Origin of the sequence: Isoptericola sp. NPDC058082, assembly GCF_042885055.1 — a bacterium.
Lineage (GTDB): Bacteria > Actinomycetota > Actinomycetes > Actinomycetales > Cellulomonadaceae > Isoptericola.
The window spans coordinates 169,192-187,230 of record NZ_JBHVSQ010000003.1 but is presented as its reverse complement, the minus strand read 5'-3'; the positions used below and the strand labels follow the sequence as shown (position 1 = coordinate 187,230).

15 protein-coding genes are annotated in these 18,039 nt (G+C 73.7%); 10 read left to right on the top strand and 5 right to left on the bottom strand.

From position 1 onward, the window contains the following. Nucleotides 1-924: DedA family protein (locus ACFVS0_RS05830; protein WP_430587427.1), on the bottom strand; the 924-nt coding region annotated here is incomplete at its 3' end. An 85-nt stretch (nucleotides 925-1,009) separates the two neighbouring features. Beyond that, nucleotides 1,010-1,927, bottom strand: a complete 918-nt coding sequence (locus ACFVS0_RS05825) for a LysR family transcriptional regulator (protein WP_430587426.1) — start codon at nucleotides 1,925-1,927, stop codon at nucleotides 1,010-1,012. Nucleotides 1,928-2,077: 150 nt separating this feature from the next. Between ACFVS0_RS05825 and ACFVS0_RS05820 the strand changes: the two genes are divergently transcribed. Genes ACFVS0_RS05820 through ACFVS0_RS05800 form a run of 5 tightly spaced genes read left to right on the top strand, consistent with a single transcriptional unit; the run spans nucleotide 2,078 to nucleotide 6,241 of the window. After that, nucleotides 2,078-3,463, top strand: a complete 1,386-nt coding sequence (locus ACFVS0_RS05820) for an MFS transporter (protein WP_430549613.1) — start codon at nucleotides 2,078-2,080, stop codon at nucleotides 3,461-3,463. Beyond that, on the top strand, nucleotides 3,460-4,239 hold the full coding sequence (locus tag ACFVS0_RS05815; RefSeq protein WP_430587425.1) for a 3-hydroxybutyrate dehydrogenase: 780 nt from the start codon (nucleotides 3,460-3,462) through the stop codon (nucleotides 4,237-4,239). Before ACFVS0_RS05820 ends, ACFVS0_RS05815 begins: the two co-directional genes overlap by 4 nt. Then, nucleotides 4,236-5,039 carry a CoA transferase subunit A gene (locus tag ACFVS0_RS05810; protein WP_430587424.1) on the top strand — a complete coding sequence of 268 codons (804 nt, stop codon included), beginning with the start codon at nucleotides 4,236-4,238 and terminating at the stop codon, nucleotides 5,037-5,039. Before ACFVS0_RS05815 ends, ACFVS0_RS05810 begins: the two co-directional genes overlap by 4 nt. 3 nt (nucleotides 5,040-5,042) lie before the next feature. Beyond that, on the top strand, nucleotides 5,043-5,699 hold the full coding sequence (locus ACFVS0_RS05805; RefSeq protein WP_430587423.1) for a 3-oxoacid CoA-transferase subunit B: 657 nt from the start codon (nucleotides 5,043-5,045) through the stop codon (nucleotides 5,697-5,699). A 41-nt stretch (nucleotides 5,700-5,740) separates the two neighbouring features. Then, complete coding sequence (locus ACFVS0_RS05800; protein WP_430587422.1) at nucleotides 5,741-6,241, top strand: hypothetical protein; 501 nt, start codon at nucleotides 5,741-5,743, stop codon at nucleotides 6,239-6,241. A 13-nt stretch (nucleotides 6,242-6,254) separates the two neighbouring features. On the opposite strand, the gene ACFVS0_RS05795 is transcribed toward ACFVS0_RS05800, so the two are convergent. Continuing rightward, nucleotides 6,255-7,601, bottom strand: coding sequence for an MFS transporter (locus tag ACFVS0_RS05795; protein WP_430587421.1), 1,347 nt, complete (start codon nucleotides 7,599-7,601; stop codon nucleotides 6,255-6,257). A 219-nt stretch (nucleotides 7,602-7,820) separates the two neighbouring features. On the opposite strand from ACFVS0_RS05795, the gene ACFVS0_RS05790 reads away from it, so the two are divergent. Beyond that, nucleotides 7,821-8,513: a helix-turn-helix domain-containing protein gene (locus tag ACFVS0_RS05790; protein WP_430587420.1), complete on the top strand. Its 693-nt coding sequence runs from the start codon at nucleotides 7,821-7,823 to the stop codon at nucleotides 8,511-8,513. 79 nt (nucleotides 8,514-8,592) lie between these two features. On the opposite strand, the gene ACFVS0_RS05785 is transcribed toward ACFVS0_RS05790, so the two are convergent. Further along, nucleotides 8,593-10,092 carry a helix-turn-helix domain-containing protein gene (locus tag ACFVS0_RS05785; protein WP_430587419.1) on the bottom strand — a complete coding sequence of 500 codons (1,500 nt, stop codon included), beginning with the start codon at nucleotides 10,090-10,092 and terminating at the stop codon, nucleotides 8,593-8,595. 150 nt (nucleotides 10,093-10,242) lie between these two features. Between ACFVS0_RS05785 and aceA the strand changes: the two genes are divergently transcribed. The 4 genes from aceA to ACFVS0_RS05765 all read left to right on the top strand — a co-directional run bounded on the left by aceA (nucleotide 10,243) and on the right by ACFVS0_RS05765 (nucleotide 14,633). After that, complete coding sequence (gene aceA, locus ACFVS0_RS05780; RefSeq protein ID WP_430587418.1) at nucleotides 10,243-11,556, top strand: isocitrate lyase; 1,314 nt, start codon at nucleotides 10,243-10,245, stop codon at nucleotides 11,554-11,556. 59 nt (nucleotides 11,557-11,615) lie between these two features. After that, nucleotides 11,616-13,355: a malate synthase A gene (gene aceB, locus ACFVS0_RS05775; RefSeq protein ID WP_430587417.1), complete on the top strand. Its 1,740-nt coding sequence runs from the start codon at nucleotides 11,616-11,618 to the stop codon at nucleotides 13,353-13,355. 110 nt (nucleotides 13,356-13,465) lie between these two features. Further along, a complete protein-coding gene (locus tag ACFVS0_RS05770; RefSeq protein ID WP_430587416.1) occupies nucleotides 13,466-14,392 on the top strand; it encodes a DinB family protein in 927 nt (308 codons plus the stop codon). Between the two features lie 112 nt (nucleotides 14,393-14,504). After that, nucleotides 14,505-14,633 carry a hypothetical protein gene (locus ACFVS0_RS05765; RefSeq protein WP_430587415.1) on the top strand — a complete coding sequence of 43 codons (129 nt, stop codon included), beginning with the start codon at nucleotides 14,505-14,507 and terminating at the stop codon, nucleotides 14,631-14,633. Nucleotides 14,634-14,716: 83 nt separating this feature from the next. Here the strand turns inward: ACFVS0_RS05765 and ACFVS0_RS05760 are convergent, their stop codons facing one another. Continuing rightward, nucleotides 14,717-17,848, bottom strand: a complete 3,132-nt coding sequence (locus ACFVS0_RS05760; RefSeq protein ID WP_430587414.1) for an Ig-like domain-containing protein — start codon at nucleotides 17,846-17,848, stop codon at nucleotides 14,717-14,719. Nucleotides 17,849-18,039 lie beyond the last annotated feature (191 nt).

Here is an 18,039-nt window from a genome sequence, read left to right as displayed (position 1 = left end):
CGCGGGAATCGCACGGTCTCTGCCGGGAATTTTCCCGTTGCGGGGGGTCGGCACAGCTGGCTGCATCCTGAGAGGGTTGCAAGCGCGTCTGAATGGCCGGTAACGGCGACATGACGTGCAGGAAGCGGTGTGCGGGTGCGCAGTTGCGGCGACGGGGCGTCTGTGCGGGGTCCAGGGCGGCCCCCCCCCCTCCCCGCCCCCCCCCCCCCCCCCGGTGCCGCCCGCGAGCGCCGGCTCCCGCTGCGCCACGACGGCTGCCCCCGATGCCGTCCGCGGCGCGGGCGCGGCACGACGGCCGCGGACGGCCCAGGCCGTGAGGACGCGGTCGACGACGAAGCCGAGCAGCGTGCCCACGACGATCCCGACGGCGACGGCGAGCAGCGGGTGGTCGCCCAACGGCTGGGCGGCCACCACCCCGAGCAGCACGGACCACGTCGCCCACGCCAGGGACGCGACGGCCGACAGGCCCATGAAACGGCGCCGCGAGAACCCGACCGCGCCCGCGGTGACGTTGACCGCCGTCCGCCCGACCGGCACGAAGCGCGCCCCGAGGACGACGGACGCGCCGCGCCGCTCGAAGGAGCGGGCCGCCCAGGCGACGGCGCGCTGCCCGCGCGGGCCGCGCAGGAACGGGACGCGCGACGTGCCCAGGGCCCGCCCGAGCGCGTAGGCCACCTGGTCGCCGCACCAGGCGCCGAGGGCCGCGACGAGGACCACGAGCGCGAGATTCACGCCCTGTCCGGTCTCGGCGCCCACCGCCATCATGATGATCACGGTCTCGCCGGGCACGGGCGGGAAGAAGCCGTCCGCCGCGGTCGCCCCGAAGAGGGCGGGGAACGCCCAGGCGGAGGACACGAGCGCGAACAGCGTGCTCTCCAGCTGTCCCCAGACCTGGGCCAACCCGGTGGCGATCGCGTCGATCATGCCTCCCACCCTGCGGCGCCGGGCCTGTCCGCGACCATGGGGTGTGCCCCCGGTTCGACCCTGGGGGAACCCTGAGGCGCCCCGGTCAGCCCGGCCGGCCGCCGACGCCGAGGAGCGCCTCGCGGCTCCGTGCCACCTGGTCGCGCAGGGCCTCGAGCAGCGCCGCGACGGCGGGTCGCCGCCACGACTCCGGGTGCACCACCGCCCAGTAGGGCAGCCGGTCGCGCACCTCGCCCGGGAGCAGGCGCACCAGGTCGGCGTGCCGGTCAGCCATGAAGCACGGCAGGAACCCGACGCCCGCGCCCGCCCGGGTGGCCTCGACGTGCACGAAGACGTTGGTCGACGTGAGCGCGTCGCGCATCCCGGGTACCAGCCGCCGCGGGGCGTCGAGCGCGTCCACCTGCAGCATCGAGTTCACGAAGTAGACCAGCCCGTGGTCCGCGAGGTCCGCCACCGTCGCCGGGGCGCCGTGACGCGCGAGGTAGTCCCGCGACGCGTACATGCCGAGCTCGTAGTCGCCGAGCCGCACGGCCTTGGCGCGACCCACCTGCGGCTCGCCCACCACGACCTCCACGTCCACGCCGGAGCGGTGCTGCATGGCGTGCCGGGTGACGGTGACGAGCTCGACGGACAGATCCGGGTGGCGGTTGCGCAGCGCGGCCACCGCGGGCGACGCGACGTAGGCGCTGAACCCGTCGGTCGCCGTCATCCGCACGACGCCGGTGACCGGGTCCGGCTCGCCGTCCGGCGTGGCGAGACCGGAGACGGCCGCGGCGACCGCCTCGGCGGCGCGCGCGGCCCGCTCCCCCAGCCGCGTCAGCTCCCAGCCGTCGGCGCCGCGCACCAGCACCCGGCCGCCGAGCGCGCGCTCGAGCGCGGCCACGTTGCGGGCGACGGTCGTGTGGTTGACGCCGAGCACCTCGGCCGCGGTGGTGTGCCGGCCGGTGCGGGCGACCTCGAGCAGCACGAGGAGCTGGTCGGGCGAGGGCGGCGTCGTCGGCACGCCGGCACCCTACTGCCCGCCGCACCCGCTGTGCATCCGTGCACACCACGCGTGCTCGGTTGGGCGTTGCGCGCACACGGCCGGGACCGGCAGCATCCTCGGCGTCAGGTGGCGACGACGCCACGGTGTCAACGACGACACGGAGGAACCATGGCCGCGGGCCAGAGCACGGCGCCGGACGGCGCGACGCACGGCACGGGCGACGGCGGCAGCGACCGCTCGTTGCTCACCAGGATCGTGTCCGCCTCGATGGCCGGCACGGTCGTCGAGTGGTACGACTTCTTCCTCTACGCGACCGCCGCGGCGCTCGTGTTCGACAAGGTGCTGATGCCCGCCATGGGCAACCAGTACGACGGCATCATCGCCGCCTTCGTCACGTACGCGATCGGCTTCCTGGCCCGTCCGCTGGGCGGCGTGATCTTCGGGCACCTCGGCGACAGGCTGGGCCGCAAGCACACCCTCCAGGTCACGATCATGATGATCGGCGCCGCGACCGTGCTCATGGGCTGCCTGCCGAGCTACGACGCGATCGGCCTCGCGGCGCCCGCCCTGCTCGTGCTGCTGCGCTTCGTGCAGGGCATCGCGCTCGGCGGCGAGTGGGGCGGCGCCGTGCTGCTCGTCGCGGAGCACGCGCCGGACCGCAGCCGCGCCCAGTGGGCCGCGTGGCCGCAGGCCGCCGTGCCGGTGGGCAACCTGCTCGCGACCGCCGTGCTGTGGATCATGTCCACCACGCTGTCCGACGCCGCGTTCCTCTCCTGGGGCTGGCGCGTCGCCTTCTGGCTGTCGGCCGTCGTCGTGCTGGTCGGCTACTGGATCCGCACCACCATCACCGACGCCCCCATCTTCGAGGAGGCGAAGGCCGAGCTCGAGGAGGGCACGACGTCGGGCTACGGCGTCCGCGACGTCGTCCGGCGGTACCCGCGCGGCGTGCTCACCGGCATGGGCCTGCGGTTCGCGGAGAACATCATGTACTACCTGGTGGTGAGCTTCTCGATCGTCTACCTCGGCACCGGGCTTGGGATGGACACGGCGTCGATCCTCGGCGTCGTCGCGATCGCCCACGCCTTCCACTTCGTCGTGATCCTGTGGGTCGGGCGCCTGGCCGACCGCCTCGGCCGCAAGCCCGTGTACCTCGCCGGCGCGATCCTGGGCGGCACCTGGGGCCTGTGGGCGTTCCCCGCGTTCGGCACGAGGAGCACCGTCGTGGCGCTCGTCGTCATCATGGTCGGCCTGCTGTTCCACGCGCTCATGTACGCCGGGCAGCCCGCCATCATGGCCGAGATGTTCCCGACCCGGATGCGGTACTCGGGGGTGTCGATCTCCTACCAGGTGACGTCGATCGTCGCCGGCTCGCTGGCCCCGATCCTCGCCACGACCTGGCTCAAGACCACCGGCTCGTGGTGGCCCACCGCCGTCTACCTGCTCGTGGCCGGCGCGATCACCACCGTGGCCGTGCTGAGCATGCGCGAGACCCGCGGCATCTCCCTGCGCGACCTCGACGCCCGCGACCGCGAGACCGCCGGGGCGGCGGCATGACGGGCGGCTCCACCCGCCCGTCGCCCGGCGAGCGCACGCTCGCCGGGCGTCGGGCCCTGGTCACCGGCGGCGCCTCCGGCATCGGCGCGGCCTGCGCGCGGGAGCTCGCCGCGCGCGGCGCCGAGGTGGTCGTCGCGGACGTGGAGCCCGACGGCGCGAAGCGCCTCGCCGACGAGCTCGGCGGCGAGGCGTGGGTCGTCGACCTCGCGGACACCCGCGCCCTCGACGACCTGCGTCTCGACGTCGACGTCCTGGTGAACAACGCCGGGATCCAGCGCGTGAGCCCGGTGCAGGACTTCCCGCCCGACGACTTCCGGCTCGTCCACCGCCTCATGCTCGAGGCACCGTTCCTGCTGGTACGTGCGGCCCTGCCCCGCATGTACGCCCGCGGGTGGGGGCGGGTCGTCAACGTCTCGTCGGTGCACGGGCTCGTCGCCTCGCCGTTCAAGGCCGCGTACGTCTCCGCCAAGCACGGCCTCGAGGGGCTGTCCAAGACGGTCGCGCTCGAGGGCGGGCCGCACGGCGTCACCAGCGTCTGCGTGAACCCCGGCTACGTGCGCACCCCGCTCGTGGAGGCGCAGATCTCCGACCAGGCCGGCGCGCACGGGATCCCCGAGGAGGAGGTGCTGGCCCGGGTGATCCTGGCCGAGCCGGCGGTGAAGCGCCTCGTGGAGCCGGAGGAGGTCGCGTCGCTGGTGGGGTGGCTCACCGGGCCGGACGCGTCGATGGTCACCGGCGCCTCGTGGACGATCGACGGCGGATGGAGCGCGCGATGACCGGGCTCGACAAGGTGGTCGCGACGGCGGCCCAGGCCGTCGCCGACGTGCCGGACGGCGCCTCGCTCGCCGTCGGCGGCTTCGGTCTCTGCGGCAACCCGGTCGCCCTGATCGAGGCGCTGCTCGCCCAGGGCACCACCGGCTTGTCCGTGGTGAGCAACAACTGCGGCGTCGACGACTGGGGCCTCGGCCTGCTGCTGGGCGCCGGGCGCATCCGGAGGATGACCAGCTCGTACGTGGGCGAGAACAAGGAGTTCGAGCGGCAGTTCCTCGCCGGCGAGCTCGAGCTGGTGCTCACCCCGCAGGGCACGCTCGCCGAACAGCTGCGGGCGGGCGGCGCCGGGATCGCCGGGTTCTGGACCCGCACCGGCGTGGGCACGCAGGTGGCCGACGGCGGCCTGCCGCGCCGGTACGACGGCGCGGGCGGCGTCGCGGTGGCCTCGCCGCGCAAGGAGGTCCGCACCTTCGCCTCCGGCGACGGCACCGACGCCGAGTTCGTGCTCGAGGAGGCGATCACCACCGACTACGCCCTCGTGCACGCGGCGCGGGGCGACCGGCACGGCAACCTCGTGTTCCACCGCTCGGCCCGCAACTTCTCCCCCCTCGCCGCGATGGCGGGGCGCCTGTGCGTGGCGCAGGTCGAGGAGCTGGTGGAGCCCGGCGAGATCGACCCCGACGACGTGCACCTGCCCGGCGTGTACGTGCACCGCGTGGTGCACGTGCCCGGCGGCGAGAAGCGGATCGAGAAGCGCACCACCACCCCGACGTCCACCGCGACGTCGGGCCGAGAGGAGGGCTGAGCCGTGCCGCTCACCCGCGACGAGATGGCCGCGCGCGCCGCGGCGGAGCTGGCCGACGGCTGGTACGTGAACCTGGGCATCGGCCTGCCGACGCTCGTGCCGAACCACGTGCCCGCCGGCCGCCACCTCGTGCTCCAGTCCGAGAACGGCCTGCTCGGCGTCGGCCCCTACCCCGCCGAGGCCGACGTCGATCCCGACCTGATCAACGCCGGCAAGGAGACCGTCACCCTGCTGCCCGGCGCCTCCGTGTTCGACTCCGCGACCAGCTTCGGCATGATCCGCGGCGGCAAGATCGACGCGGCGATCCTCGGCGGCATGCAGGTGTCGGCCGCCGGCGACCTGGCCAACTGGATGATCCCCGGCAAGATGGTCAAGGGACCCGGCGGGGCGATGGACCTGGTGCACGGCGCGCGGCGCGTCGTCGTCCTCATGGACCACACCGCCAAGGACGGCTCCCCCAAGCTGCTGCCCGAGTGCACCCTCCCGCTGACCGGGCGCGGCGTGGTCGACCGGATCATCACCGACCTGGCCGTGCTCGACGTCACGCCCGACGGCTTCGTGCTGCGCGAGCTCGCGCCGGGCGTCACCGTCGACGACGTCGTGGCGGCGACGGGCGCGCCCGTCACGCTCGCCCTCGACGCGGTGCCGGCGGAGGTCTGACCGGCCCGGCCGCCGCCGGGGCGGGTCGCTATGCTCCGGCCGTGACGTCCCCCGAGGTCCGCCTGGTCCGCGCACGGGTCGGCCTGGCCGCCGGCCTCCTGCTGATCGCGCTCCTGACCCCCGTCGCCGTCGCATCCGTCGCCAGCGGCACCGCGGACGCCTACCGCGCGACGCACGGGCTCGGCACCGAGGGCACGTTCGTCCCCGAGCGGCAGTCGTGCCACCAGCGACGCCCGTGGTCCCCGTGGCACTGCAGCTGGTACGGCACGTTCACGGCGGACGACGGCAGCGTCGTCCTGGACGAGGTCCTGCTCGACCACTCCCTCAGGACGCGACGCGGGGACGAACCGCCTCCCCCGGTGACACCGGCACTCTTCGGCGGCAGCACGGACCCCGCGGTGGTCCACCTGCCGGGCGACAGGTGGTGGCTGCCGCTCGCGGTCGCGCTGGGCCTCGCGGGCGCGGCGGCCGTGACGACGCTCCGGCTCCTGCGCTGGTACCGCAGGGCGTCCCGCCCGGCCGAGTCACGGCACCAGGCGTGAGCGGTCCTCCGGCTCAGGCGGCCCGGCGGGAGCGCGCGACCAGCACGAGGGCGACCAGCACGCCGACGACGCTCGCCGCCGCCGCGACCCAGAACGCGGCGGAGAAGGCGTCGGCGGGATCGGCCGTGCCGGCCGCGAGGAGCGCGGTGACCACCGGGGCGGCGGCCGCGGAGCCGACGGTGCGCACCACGCTGTTCAGGCCGGTCGCGGCGCCGGTCTCGGTGGGCGGCGACCAGGAGACGACGAGCTGGGCGCAGATGGCGTACCCGATCCCGTTGCCGAGGCCGAGCACGGAGAAGGCCACCACGACGGCCCACGGCGTCGCCGGCCACAGCGCCAGCCCGACGGCGCCGACGAGCATCACGGCCGCGGCGACCGCTCCCGTGCCGCCCGGGCCCACCCGGCGCACGAGCGCCGGCGTCGCGCGACCGCCGAGGAAGACCAGGACGGCGCTGGGGAGCATCGCCAGGCCGGAGACGGTCACGGTCATCCCGTGGCCGTACCCGGTTCCGGCGGGCGCCTGCATGAGCAGCGGCAGTGCGACGTAGCAGACGTAGGGCACGAAGCCCACGGCCACGGTCAACAGGCTGACGAGCACGATCGGCCCGTGGCGGAAGGTGCGCACGTCGACCACGGGCGCGTCCGTGCGCCGCTCGACGAGGACGAGCACGGCGAGCAGCGCGAGGCCTGCCACGCCGACGACGACCGTCGGTGCCGAGGTCCAGCCCCACGAGCCGCCCTGCGAGACGGCGAGCAGCACGCCCACGAGGCCGCCCGCGAGGAGCGCGATGCCGGGCCAGTCCGTCCGGCGCTGCACGGCGGGCGCGTCCCCACGCGGTACCCACGCGGCGACCAGCGCGCCCGAGCCGAGGATCAGCACGGCGCCGAGGACGAACAGCCAGCGCCAGCCCAGGGCGTCGACGACCACGCCGCCCACCACGAGGGCCGCGCCCGCTCCGAGGCCGATCATGCCGGGGATCCAGCCGAACGCGGCCGCGAGCCGCGGGCCCGCCAGCGCGGACCGCGCGATCGCCAGGGCGAGCGGGAACGTCGCGGTGCTCACGCCCTGCACCACGCGCGCCACGAGCAGCACGCCGAGCGTCGGCGCGGCGGCCGCCAGGAGCGTCGCCGCCGCGAACACGACGATCGTGCCGAGCAGCACGCGCCGGTGGCCGAACCGGTCGCCGAAGTTGCCGACGACGGGCGCGAAGACCGCCCCGGCGAGCAGGAACGCGGTGAGGATCCAGCCGGTCCCCTGGGCGCTGGCGCCGAGCTCCCGGCCCAGGGTCGGCAGGGCGGGCACGACGAGCGTCTGCATCAGCGAGAACGCCAGCACGGCGGCGCTCAGCGCGAAGGTCACGCGGCCGGGGTGGCGGACGACAGTGCCGTCGGCCGGCTGGTCGGGCGCATGCTCGGGTGCACGCTCAGGGGCAGGGCGGGTCGGAGGCACGGGTGGGCTCGCTCTCGTGGTGAGGGTGGCTGCGCCTCGTCGCGCGGGCCGATGGGCGGAAGAGATGAATCGGAACGGAATCATCGTTCCGATTCACCCTAGCATCGTGTCACGGGCTACCGTGTGCCCATGCCCTCCCCCGACGAGCCCGTCGACGAGCGCGCCGACCGGCCGCTGCCCGGCCGGAAGCGCGAGGCCCGCGCCAACGACTCGGCGGTGCTGGCCGCCGCCCGCGAGGTGTTCGCGGCCCAGGGGCACGGCGCGTCCATGGCCGACGTCGCGCGGCACGCCGGCGTCGGCGTCGGCTCGGTGTACCGCCGCTACCCCACCAAGGAGGCGCTGGTCGAGGCGCTGCGCGTGCAGGCCGTCCGCGAGGCGGCTCGCCTGGCCACCGAGGTCGCCGACGAGTTCGAGGTCGTTCCCGGGCCCGACGGCGGCGCCGTCGGCACGTTCCTCTCGCGGCAGATCACGGGCGCGACGGGCCCGCTGCTGCGGCCGCCGGGGGCGGGCGGGCCGCTTCCCGACGACCTGGCCGCCGCGACGCGCGACCTGCGCGTCGGGCTCGAGCGGCTGGTCGCGTACGACCGCACCGCAGGCCTGCTGCCGACCGGGTTCACCACCGCGGACGTCATGCAGCTCCTGCTGCACCTGCGCCCCACGCTCCCCTTCCCCCGCGCCGAGGCGGACGCCCTGCACCTGCGCTACCTCCGGCTCGTCCTGGCCGGGCTGCGCTCCCGGGCGGGCGAGGACGCCGGCCTCGATGGCGCCGGGATCGGCGACGGCCCGAGCTGGGACGAGTGGGTCGGCGCCTGGCACGACTGAGCGCCACCACGGCCGTGCGCCGAGCAGGCGGTTGCGCACGGAATGCCTGCTCAGAACGTGCGCAACCGCATGGTCGGCGTCATTCGTCCCCGGGCGCGTGCCGCTCCAGGAACTCGTAGACCTCGGTCGTGTCCACGCCGGGGAACGCGCCGGAAGGCATCGCCGCCAGCATCGACGCGTGCGGGCGGGCGCTCGGGAACGCGTGCCCGCCCCAGCGGCGGGCGAGCGGCTCGGCCGGCCGCCGGCAGCAGCTCTCGTCCGGGCAGCGCGACGTGCTGCGCGCCGTCGTCTCCCGCCCCAGGAACCACTTGACCTGCGCGTACGGCACGCCGACGCTCACGGAGAACCGCCCGTCGGGTGTGTCCTGCACCCGGGAGGTGCACCAGTACGTGCCGGTCGGGGTGTCCGTGTACTGGTAGTACGGGCTGAGCCGGTCGGCGATACCGAACACCACCCGCGCCGTCCAGTGTCGGCACACGTGCTGCCCCTCCACGGTGCCCAGCGGGTCGGCAGGAAACCGCACGCCGTCGTTCTCGTACGCCTTGTGGATCGCCCCCGACTCGTGGACCTTCATGAAGTGCACCGGGATGCCCAGGTGCCGGGTCGCCAGGTTCGTGAAGCGGTGCGCCACCGTCTCGTAGGAGACGGCGAACGCGTCTCGCAGGTCCTCCAGCGAGATCGACCGCCGCTCCTTCGCCTCGCGCAGCTGCTTGACCGCGTCACGCTCGGGCACCAGCAGCGCCGCGCACAGGTAGTTGGCCTCGACGCGCTGGCGCAGGAACTCGCGGTAGTCGCGCGGCTCGGCGTGCTCCAGCACGTGCGACGCGAGCGCCTGCAGCACCGCGGAGCGCGCCTCCGACCGTCCGCGGATCCCGTTGCTCGGCAGGTAGACGCGCCGGTGGAGCTGGTCGATGACGGCGCGCGTGGACTGCGGCAGGTCCGGCTCGTAGTGGATCGAGAAGCCGAGGTGGGCGGCGAGCTCCCCCACCGCCCGCTGCGGCAGCGGGCCGCGACCGTGCCCGACGTCGTCGAGCAGGCCGCGCGCGACGATCTCCAGGTCGGGGAAGTAGTTGTCCTGCGCGCGCATGTCGGCGCGCAGCTCCGTGTTCGCCCGGCGCGCCTCCTCCGGGGTCAACGCGCGCTCGGAGTGCAGCCGCTCCAGCTCGCGTTGCAGGCCCACGATCGCCTCGAGCGCGTCGGTCGGGAGGGACTTGCCGACCTTCACAGGGTGCACGCCGAGCGCGGAGAAGAGCGACCCCCTTTGCACGCGCTCCAGCTCGATCTCGAGCGCGTCCCGGTGCGACGGCGCCTGGGCGGAGAGCAGGTCCTCCACGCTCGCGCCGAGGGCGCGGGCCACCGCCTGCAGGCGCGCGATCGTGGGCTCGCGCTTGCCGTTCTCGAGCATCGAGACCTGCGACGGCGCACGTCCGATGGCCTCTCCGAGCTGCTCCAGGGTCATGCCGCGGCGGGTGCGCAGGTGCCGGATGCGGCGGCCGATCGTCAGGGCGTCGGCCTCCTGGTCGATCGGCAGCGTCGCGTCGTCCCGGGTACCGGGCCGGGGGTCGGTCGAGATGGCCATGCTCGAGGGTGACACGTGCCACACCTTCCGTCCAGGAGAAGAACCCCGGAATTTCTCCTCAGAATTCCTGGCCGCGGGGTGGCACGGCACGCGAGGGTCGTGGTCATCGGCACCGCCACCGACGACCGAGACACACGAAAGAGGCTCGACATGACCGCCATCCTCGACTCCCGCAGCACCACCCGCGCCGGCGACCAGGCCCAGACGGCCACGCAGCTCGCCGAGCAGTGGGCCACCGACCCGCGCTGGGACGGCATCAGCCGCGACTACACCGCGGAGGACGTCGTCGCGCTGCGCGGGTCGGTCGGCGAGGAGTTCACGCTGGCCCGGCGCGGCGCCGAGCGGCTGTGGCGCCAGCTGCACGAGGAGGACTTCATCAACGCGCTCGGCGCGCTGACCGGCAACCAGGCCGTGCAGCAGGTCAAGGCGGGCCTGCAGGCGATCTACCTCTCCGGTTGGCAGGTGGCCGGCGACGCGAACCTGGCGGGCCAGACCTACCCCGACCAGTCGCTCTACCCGGCGAACTCCGTGCCCGCCGTCGTGCGCCGCATCAACAACGCCCTGCTGCGCGCCGACCAGATCGACGTCTCCGAGAACGGCGCCCCGACGCGCGACTGGCTCGCCCCGATCGTGGCGGACGCCGAGGCCGGGTTCGGCGGGCCGCTCAACGCGTACGAGCTGATGCGGTCGATGATCGCGTCGGGCGCCGCGGGCGTGCACTGGGAGGACCAGCTCGCCAGCGAGAAGAAGTGCGGCCACCTGGGCGGCAAGGTGCTCATCCCGACCCAGCAGCACGTGCGCACCCTCAACGCCGCGCGCCTCGCGGCGGACGTCTCCGACGTGCCGTCCGTGGTGATCGCCCGCACCGACGCCGAGGCCGCCACCCTGATCACCTCCGACGTCGACGAGCGCGACCGCCCCTTCCTCACCGGCGGCCGCACGGGCGAGGGCTTCTACGAGGTGCGCAACGGCGTCGAGCCGTGCGTCGCCCGGGCCAAGGCCTACGCCCCGTACGCCGACCTCATCTGGATGGAGACGGGCACCCCCGACCTCGAGCTCGCGCGGAAGTTCGCCGAGGCCGTCAAGGCCGACTTCCCGGACCAGATGCTGGCCTACAACTGCTCGCCGTCGTTCAACTGGAAGAAGCACCTGGACGACGACACGATCGCGAAGTTCCAGCGCGAGCTCGGTGCGATGGGTTTCCGGTTCCAGTTCATCACGCTGGCCGGCTTCCACGCCCTCAACTACTCGATGTTCGACCTCGCCCACGGCTACGCCCGCGAGCAGATGTCCGCCTACGTGCGGCTCCAGGAGGCCGAGTTCGCCGCCGAGGAGCGCGGCTACACCGCGACCAGGCACCAGCGCGAGGTCGGCACCGGCTACTTCGACCGCGTGTCGACGGCGCTCAACCCCGACGCCGCCACCCTCGCGCTCGCCGGCTCCACCGAGGCCGCGCAGTTCTGAGAGCCGCGAGGCTCTGAACCTCCCCCACCCGCTCAGCCCCGACAGACCGGAGGCACGCCATGACCACGCTCACGTCCCCGACCACCGCCCCGGTGCCCGCCGTCGCGCCCGCCGTCGGCACCCCCCTCGCCGACACCGCGACCGACCCGTTCGTCTGGGGCGGGACGTCGCTCGCGGAGGGGCACCTCACCGTCACCGCCCCGCTGGAGGCGCGCGACGAGGAGATCCTCACCCCGGAGGCGCTGGCGTTCCTGGCGATGCTGCACGACCGGTTCGCCGACGACCGCACCGGGCTGCTGCTGGAGCGGCAGCGGCGGATGCGACGCGTCGCGGACGGCGAGGACCCGGACTTCAACCCCGCCACCCGGCCCGTGCGCGACGACCCGTCCTGGCGGGTCGCGGGCGCGGCCGGGGCGCCGGGGCTGAGCGACCGACGGGTCGAGATCACGGGCCCGACGGACCCGAAGATGACGATCAACGCGCTGAACTCGGGCGCCCGGTGCTGGCTGGCCGACGCCGAGGACGCGCAGTCCCCGACGTGGCGCAACGTGGTGGAGGGGCAGCTCGCCCTGCGCGACGCGATCCGCGGCACGCTGACGTTCACCAACCCGGCGGGCAAGCAGTACGCGCTGCGCTCCACCGACCTCACCGAGCTGCCGACGATCGTGTTCCGCCCGCGCGGTTGGCACCTGTTCGAGTCGCACCTGGCGTACACCGGGCCGGACGGCTCGACCCAGCCGGCGTCGGGCTCGCTGGTGGACTTCGGCCTGTACCTGTTCCACAACGCGCACGAGCTGGTCTCCCGGGGTCGGGGCCCGTACTTCTACCTGCCGAAGCTCGAGGGCTACCGCGAGGCGCGGCTGTGGAACGAGGTCTTCGAGGCGGCGCAGGAGGCGCTCGGCCTCCCGCGCGGCACCATCCGCGCGACCGTCCTCATCGAGACGCTGCCGGCCGCGTTCGAGATGGAGGAGATCCTCTACGAGCTGCGCGACCACTGCGCCGGCCTCAACGCGGGACGCTGGGACTACCTGTTCAGCGTGATCAAGTGCTTCCGGAAGCGGGGGTCGTCGTACGTGCTGCCCGACCGGGGGCAGGTGACGATGACCGCGCCGTTCATGCGGGCGTACACGGAGCTGCTGGTCGCCACGTGCCACAAGCGCGGGGCGCACGCCATCGGCGGCATGAGCGCCTTCATCCCCGACCGCCGCTCCCCCGAGGTGACCGAGCGCGCCGTCGAGCAGGTGTGGGCCGACAAGACGCGCGAGGCCCACGACGGCTTCGACGGCACCTGGGTGGCCCACCCGGACCTGGTCGAGGTGGCGCGCGGGGCCTTCGACGAGGTGCTCGGCGACCGCGAGAACCAGACCGACCGCCTGCGCGACGACGTCGAGGTGGGGCAGGCGGAGCTGCTCGACGTCGCCTCCGCCCGGCGCGGGGGCGCCACCGTGACGGCGGGCGGGCTGCGCACCAACGTGTCCGTGGGGCTGCGGTACATCGAGTCGTGGCTGCGCGGCACCGGCGCGGCGGCGATCGACCACCTCATGGAGGACGCGGCCACGGCCGAGATCTCCCGGTCGCAGGTGTGGCAGTGGGTCGCGTCGGGCACGACCACGGACGACGGCCTGCCCATCACCCGCGTGCGCTGCGAGGCCGTGCTGCGCGACGTCCTGCGCGGCCTGCCCCGGTTCGCCGGCGACCGCTTCGAGGACGCCGCGGCACTGTTCCGCGAGGTGGCCCTGGGCGAGGAGTTCCCGCCGTTCCTCACCACCGGCGCGTACGCCCGCTACCTGGCCGGCTGAGCGCCCTGCCGTCTGTCGTCGAACAGGCGGTTGACACCGTGATCGCGACCCAGCGGGGCCGACAACGGTGGCAACCGCCTGTTCGGCGTTGCCTCGGGCAGGATCGAGGGATGACGACGACGCTGCGCGAGCTCCTGCTGGGCCAGGTCGAGTTCTACTGGGACGTGCACCTGTGGCCGCGGCTGCATGGCCTGACGGATGACGAGTACCTCTGGGAGCCGGTCGACGGCGCGTGGAGCCTGCGGCGCGACGACGGCGGCACCGTCCGGATCGAGCTGACGCCGGTGGACCCGCCCGTGCCGCCGGTGACGACGATCGCGTGGCGCTGCGCGCACCTGGGGCGCGACGTCTGGGGCAAGCGGGGCCGCGCGCTCTTCGGCCCCACGCCCGCCCCCGCGGACGCCGACATGTTCGACGCACGGCACTGGCCGGAGCCCCTCCCACTGACCGCCGGCGGCGGCCTCGACCTCCTGCGCGAGGGGTACGAGCTGTGGCGCGATCACCTCTCGCGGCTCGACGACGACGCGCTCGCCGCGCCGCTCGGGCCCCGCGGCGGGCCGTACGCGGAGGACTCGCTCGCCGCCCTCGTCGTGCACCTCAACCGCGAGGCGATGGCGCACGGCGCCGAGATCTGCCTGCTGCGCGACCTCTACCGCGCGCAGAGTCAGCGCCGCGACCCCCTCGTCGCGACGGCGCTCGGCGGCAGCGCGGCCGACCTCGAGCGGATGCTCCGGCTCGACGGCGGGCTGGGCGACCTGCCCGACCGGCACCCGACTCTGGTCGTCGAGCTGGCCGGGCTGGGCCGCTGGGACGCGGTCCGGTCGCTCGTGGAGCGCGGCTTCCCGGTCACGGTCGCGGCCGACGACGGCGCCACGGCACTGCACTTCGCGGCCACCACCGGCACCCCGGGCGACGCCCGGCGGCTGCTCGACCACGGCGCCGACCCCGCGGCCGTCGACGGCCGCTTCGGGACGACGCCGGCCGGCTGGGCGGGATTCCTCGGCCGCACGGAGCTGGCCGAGGTGCTCACCCCCTGACCGCCGAGCATGCGGTGGCGCACCTTCTGAGCGCTCAGAACGTGCGCCACCGCATGCTCGGCAGCGGGGGGGTGGTGTGGCCTGTGGATCACCACGGCGGGCGGCCTCTCCGGTGCGGCAGGGTGACGGCGCCTGGAACCGCGACCTGCGCGAGCAGGCCGACGCCCAGGGCGTACGGCTGCGCGGGTTCTTCGTCGCGGCGGGCGGCCAGGTGCGGCCGCTGGCGCTCGACGAGGCGTGAGCAGCACGAAGCCCCCGCCACGGTCTCCCGTGGCGGGGGCTTCGCAGATGGGTCTCAGCCGATGTGCTCAGATCCTCCGAGGGTCATGCCTCGGTGTGGCCCTTGCGGCGCCGGATGCCCAGGGCCGCCAGGCCCGAGGCGAGCAGCGCACCGACCAGGGCCAGCAGGCCCCCGGTGTCCATTCCGGTCCGCGGCAGCGTCCCGCTGGTGCCGGTGGTCGCGTCCTGCGAGCCGGAGCCCACGACACCGGACTCCACCGCACCGGAGCCGCCGTCCGAGCCGCCCGAACCGAGACCCGAGCCGGCGCTCGATCCGACCGTGCCGGCGCTCGATCCGTCCGTGCCACCGGCGCTACCAGCACCGTCGGTGCCGTCGGTGCCGTTCTCACCGTCAGCGCCGTTGGTGCCGTCGGTGCCGTCGGTGCCGTCGGTGCCGTCGTCACCACCCGGAACCTTCGCCCGGGTGACCTCGATGGTCACCGAGTTGTCGACCACCTCGCCCGTCGAGTCGACGGCCGTGGCCGTCACCTCGTACGAACCCACCGGCAGGTCACGGAACAGGGCGTCGTAGGTCGTCGCCTGTGCCGCGGCCCGGGCGACCGGGCTGTCGGTCTCGGCGACCTTCAGGCTCTGCACGAACTGCTCGCCGGAGTCCCGTACCGCCGTGATGGTCACGGACTGGATCCCGTGGGATCCCTTGGTGAGGGCCGAGCCGACCTGCACCGCGTCGTCCGTGGTGAACGTCGCGCCGTGCTTCGGGGTGGTGATCTGGATCTGCGGGGCCACGTACCCGATCGCCGCGTACGCACCCGAGGCCGTACCGGTGAACTTCTGCACCTGGCGGCCGTCGCGGACCACGCGGGTCATGTCGACCGTCACGTCACCCGCCTCGACGCTGCGGATCCCCGTCAGCAGCTTCTGCCAGGGCACCTCCTCGCCGGCGCGGACCACGCCGAGGTCGATCGTCGTGCCGTCCGGAAGTCTCAGCACGGCCTTGACCGCACCCGAGCTCGTGTTGGTGAACGTGCCCGCGAGGATGACCTCGCCGTGCGCGTCCAGCGACGACTCCGCGACCACCATGCCGGTCACCTTGACCGCGTGGCCCGACTCGTAGGGGGCCTTGGCCGTGACGCGCTGCCCCATCGGCTTGTTGCCCACCGACGCGACCACGTCGATCGTCCCGGCGGAGACCCAGGCCTTGCCCGAGTCGAACGAGTACTCCAGCACGTCGCCGTTCTTGACGCCCTTCACCACCTTGTCCCGACCGAACGGGTTGACGATGACGACGGTGGCGCCGTCCGGGCCGGTGTAGGTGACGGTGCCCTCCACGGACACGGTCTCCTTGCCCTCGTTCGCGACGACCTTCGCACTCGCCGCGAGGGTCGCCTTCGCGACGACCTCGAGCTTCGCAGACCTGGACTTCACCGTGCCGCCACGGACGTCCGTCACCGAAGCGACGGCGTCGTACCTGCCCGGCTCCAGGTCCGTCGGAGTCGTGACCGAGAAGCCGCCCTTGGTGATGTTCGCAGTCAGGGTCGCGACGACGACGCCGCCCCGCGACAGGGTGACGGTCGCCTGGGTCCGGGGCTTCACGTCCCCGGACACCGAGCCGGTGATCACGGTGGAGCTGCCCTCGAACACCTGGCCACCGTTCACGGAGACCTGGGGCGCCGTGTACTTCTTGACCTCGAACGGCGTGCTCTTGGCCGACGACTCGTTGCCCTTGACGTCGACCGCCGTGACGGACACGGTGTGCTTGCCGGCCGAGAGGCCATCCTTGGTCAGGGTCCATGCACCGCCGCTGACAGCGACCTTCTGCGACTTGCCACGGTCGATGCTCACCAGGACGTGGTCCACGGCGTGGGAGCCCTGGATGACCGTGCCCGAGAAGGTGACCTTCTCGTCGGTCCAGTGCACGTCGTCCGCACCAGCCGAGGTCACGACGGGGCTGCCGGCCGTGGGCTTCACCAGCTTCGACACCACGAGCGTCCCGGTGTCGGCGGCCTGCGTGCCGACGACCTTCGCCGTGACGGTCCAGGTACCCGCGCTCAGGCCGGAGGCCTGGACCGACCAGGAGCCGTCCGCCCCGACCTTGGGCTGGAGGGTCTTGGGCGAGGATCCCGCCTTCGACAGGACGACGGTCACGCCCCTGCCGTCCCGGCCCTGCGTCGAGGTGCCGGAGATGGTGGCGGTGTCACCCTCGGTGATCTCCGCGATCTTGCCGATCTCGATCGCGGGCTTCTCGACCTTCAGGATCTCGAACGCGACCTGCTGAGTCGACCTCTGCCCGTCCTTGCCGGTCGCCGTGATCGTGCCGGAGTACGTGCCCGCCTGCAGCTTGCCCAGGCTCGCCTTGTAGGTGGAGGAGCCGTAGGACGCCGTCATCGGGTACGACGTGCCGTTCAGCTGGAGCGTCACGCTGCTGATGGCCGACGAGCCCTTGGTCACGTTCGCGGAGACCGTGATGGACTCGTCCGTGTAGTGGCCGCCGTCGTTCGAGCTGGTCGACGTCACGCTAGGCGCGCCGAGCGTCGGCGGGACCTGCACCGCGTTGACCTTGACAGTGCCGGTGTCCTGGCCGATCGGGACCCACACGAGGAGCGCGCTCTGGTAAGTCACGGCCTTCACCGTGTACGTGCCCGCCTTGAGCGTGCCGAAGTCGGCGGACCAGTTCTTCGAGTTGACCTCCTTGGACTTGCCGTTCACCGTCACGACGGTCTTGAAGCCGAGCCCGGCCCGAGTGGTCGTCCCGGTGACGACGACCGACTTTCCCTCCTCGACCGTCACGCTGCTGACGGAGACGGAGGCAGAGACCCGGGCTTCCTTCTCCTGGGTCTGGGGGTCCTCGGTCTTCTGCGAGCTGGAGCGCTGGGCCTTCTGCTCGGTCGCGCCGCTGTCGGCCGCCGAGCCCTCGTCCGCGCCGGTGGCCGGGCTCTCGGAGCTCTCGGACGTCTCAGCGCCGTCTCCGGAATCGTCCGATCCGGCCGAGTCCTCGGATCCGGCCGAGTCGTCGGAGCCGGCCGAGTCGTCGGAGCCGGCGCCGTCTTCCGTCGACGTCGCGACGACGTCGTCCTGCGTGACGCCCTCGTCGGCCTGCGCCGGGATGCTCCCGAGCGCGGCGCCGGAGAGCGCGATGCTTGCTGCGACGAACGAGCTTCCCGCCGCACGTGCCATGCGCCGGCCGTTGCGGACCGGACGCGTCGTTCTGTTCGACATGGTGTTCTCTTCCTGTCCTGCGAGGGCTCTCCCTCGCGACGTCTGCGGCGGCCTGCTGCCCTCGCGTTCGGGGTCGCGGCCTCGAATCGATTCAAAGCGCCGATGCGCGATGCACGACCGGTTGCTCGCAGCACGTGCCTCGATGGCCACCTGGTCGTGCGCCGAGCGACGCCGCCGTGCGCCGTGGGGCC

Coding starts and splice junctions, on each gene's coding strand:
- ACFVS0_RS05820 (WP_430549613.1), top strand. CDS start 2,078: ATGGCCGCGGGCCAGAGCACGGCGCCGGACGGCGCGACGCACGGCACG.
- ACFVS0_RS05815 (WP_430587425.1), top strand. CDS start 3,460: ATGACGGGCGGCTCCACCCGCCCGTCGCCCGGCGAGCGCACGCTCGCC.
- ACFVS0_RS05810 (WP_430587424.1), top strand. CDS start 4,236: ATGACCGGGCTCGACAAGGTGGTCGCGACGGCGGCCCAGGCCGTCGCC.
- ACFVS0_RS05790 (WP_430587420.1), top strand. CDS start 7,821: ATGCCCTCCCCCGACGAGCCCGTCGACGAGCGCGCCGACCGGCCGCTG.
- ACFVS0_RS05785 (WP_430587419.1), bottom strand. CDS start 10,092: ATGGCCATCTCGACCGACCCCCGGCCCGGTACCCGGGACGACGCGACG.
- aceA (WP_430587418.1), top strand. CDS start 10,243: ATGACCGCCATCCTCGACTCCCGCAGCACCACCCGCGCCGGCGACCAG.
- aceB (WP_430587417.1), top strand. CDS start 11,616: ATGACCACGCTCACGTCCCCGACCACCGCCCCGGTGCCCGCCGTCGCG.
- ACFVS0_RS05770 (WP_430587416.1), top strand. CDS start 13,466: ATGACGACGACGCTGCGCGAGCTCCTGCTGGGCCAGGTCGAGTTCTAC.
- ACFVS0_RS05760 (WP_430587414.1), bottom strand. CDS start 17,848: ATGTCGAACAGAACGACGCGTCCGGTCCGCAACGGCCGGCGCATGGCA.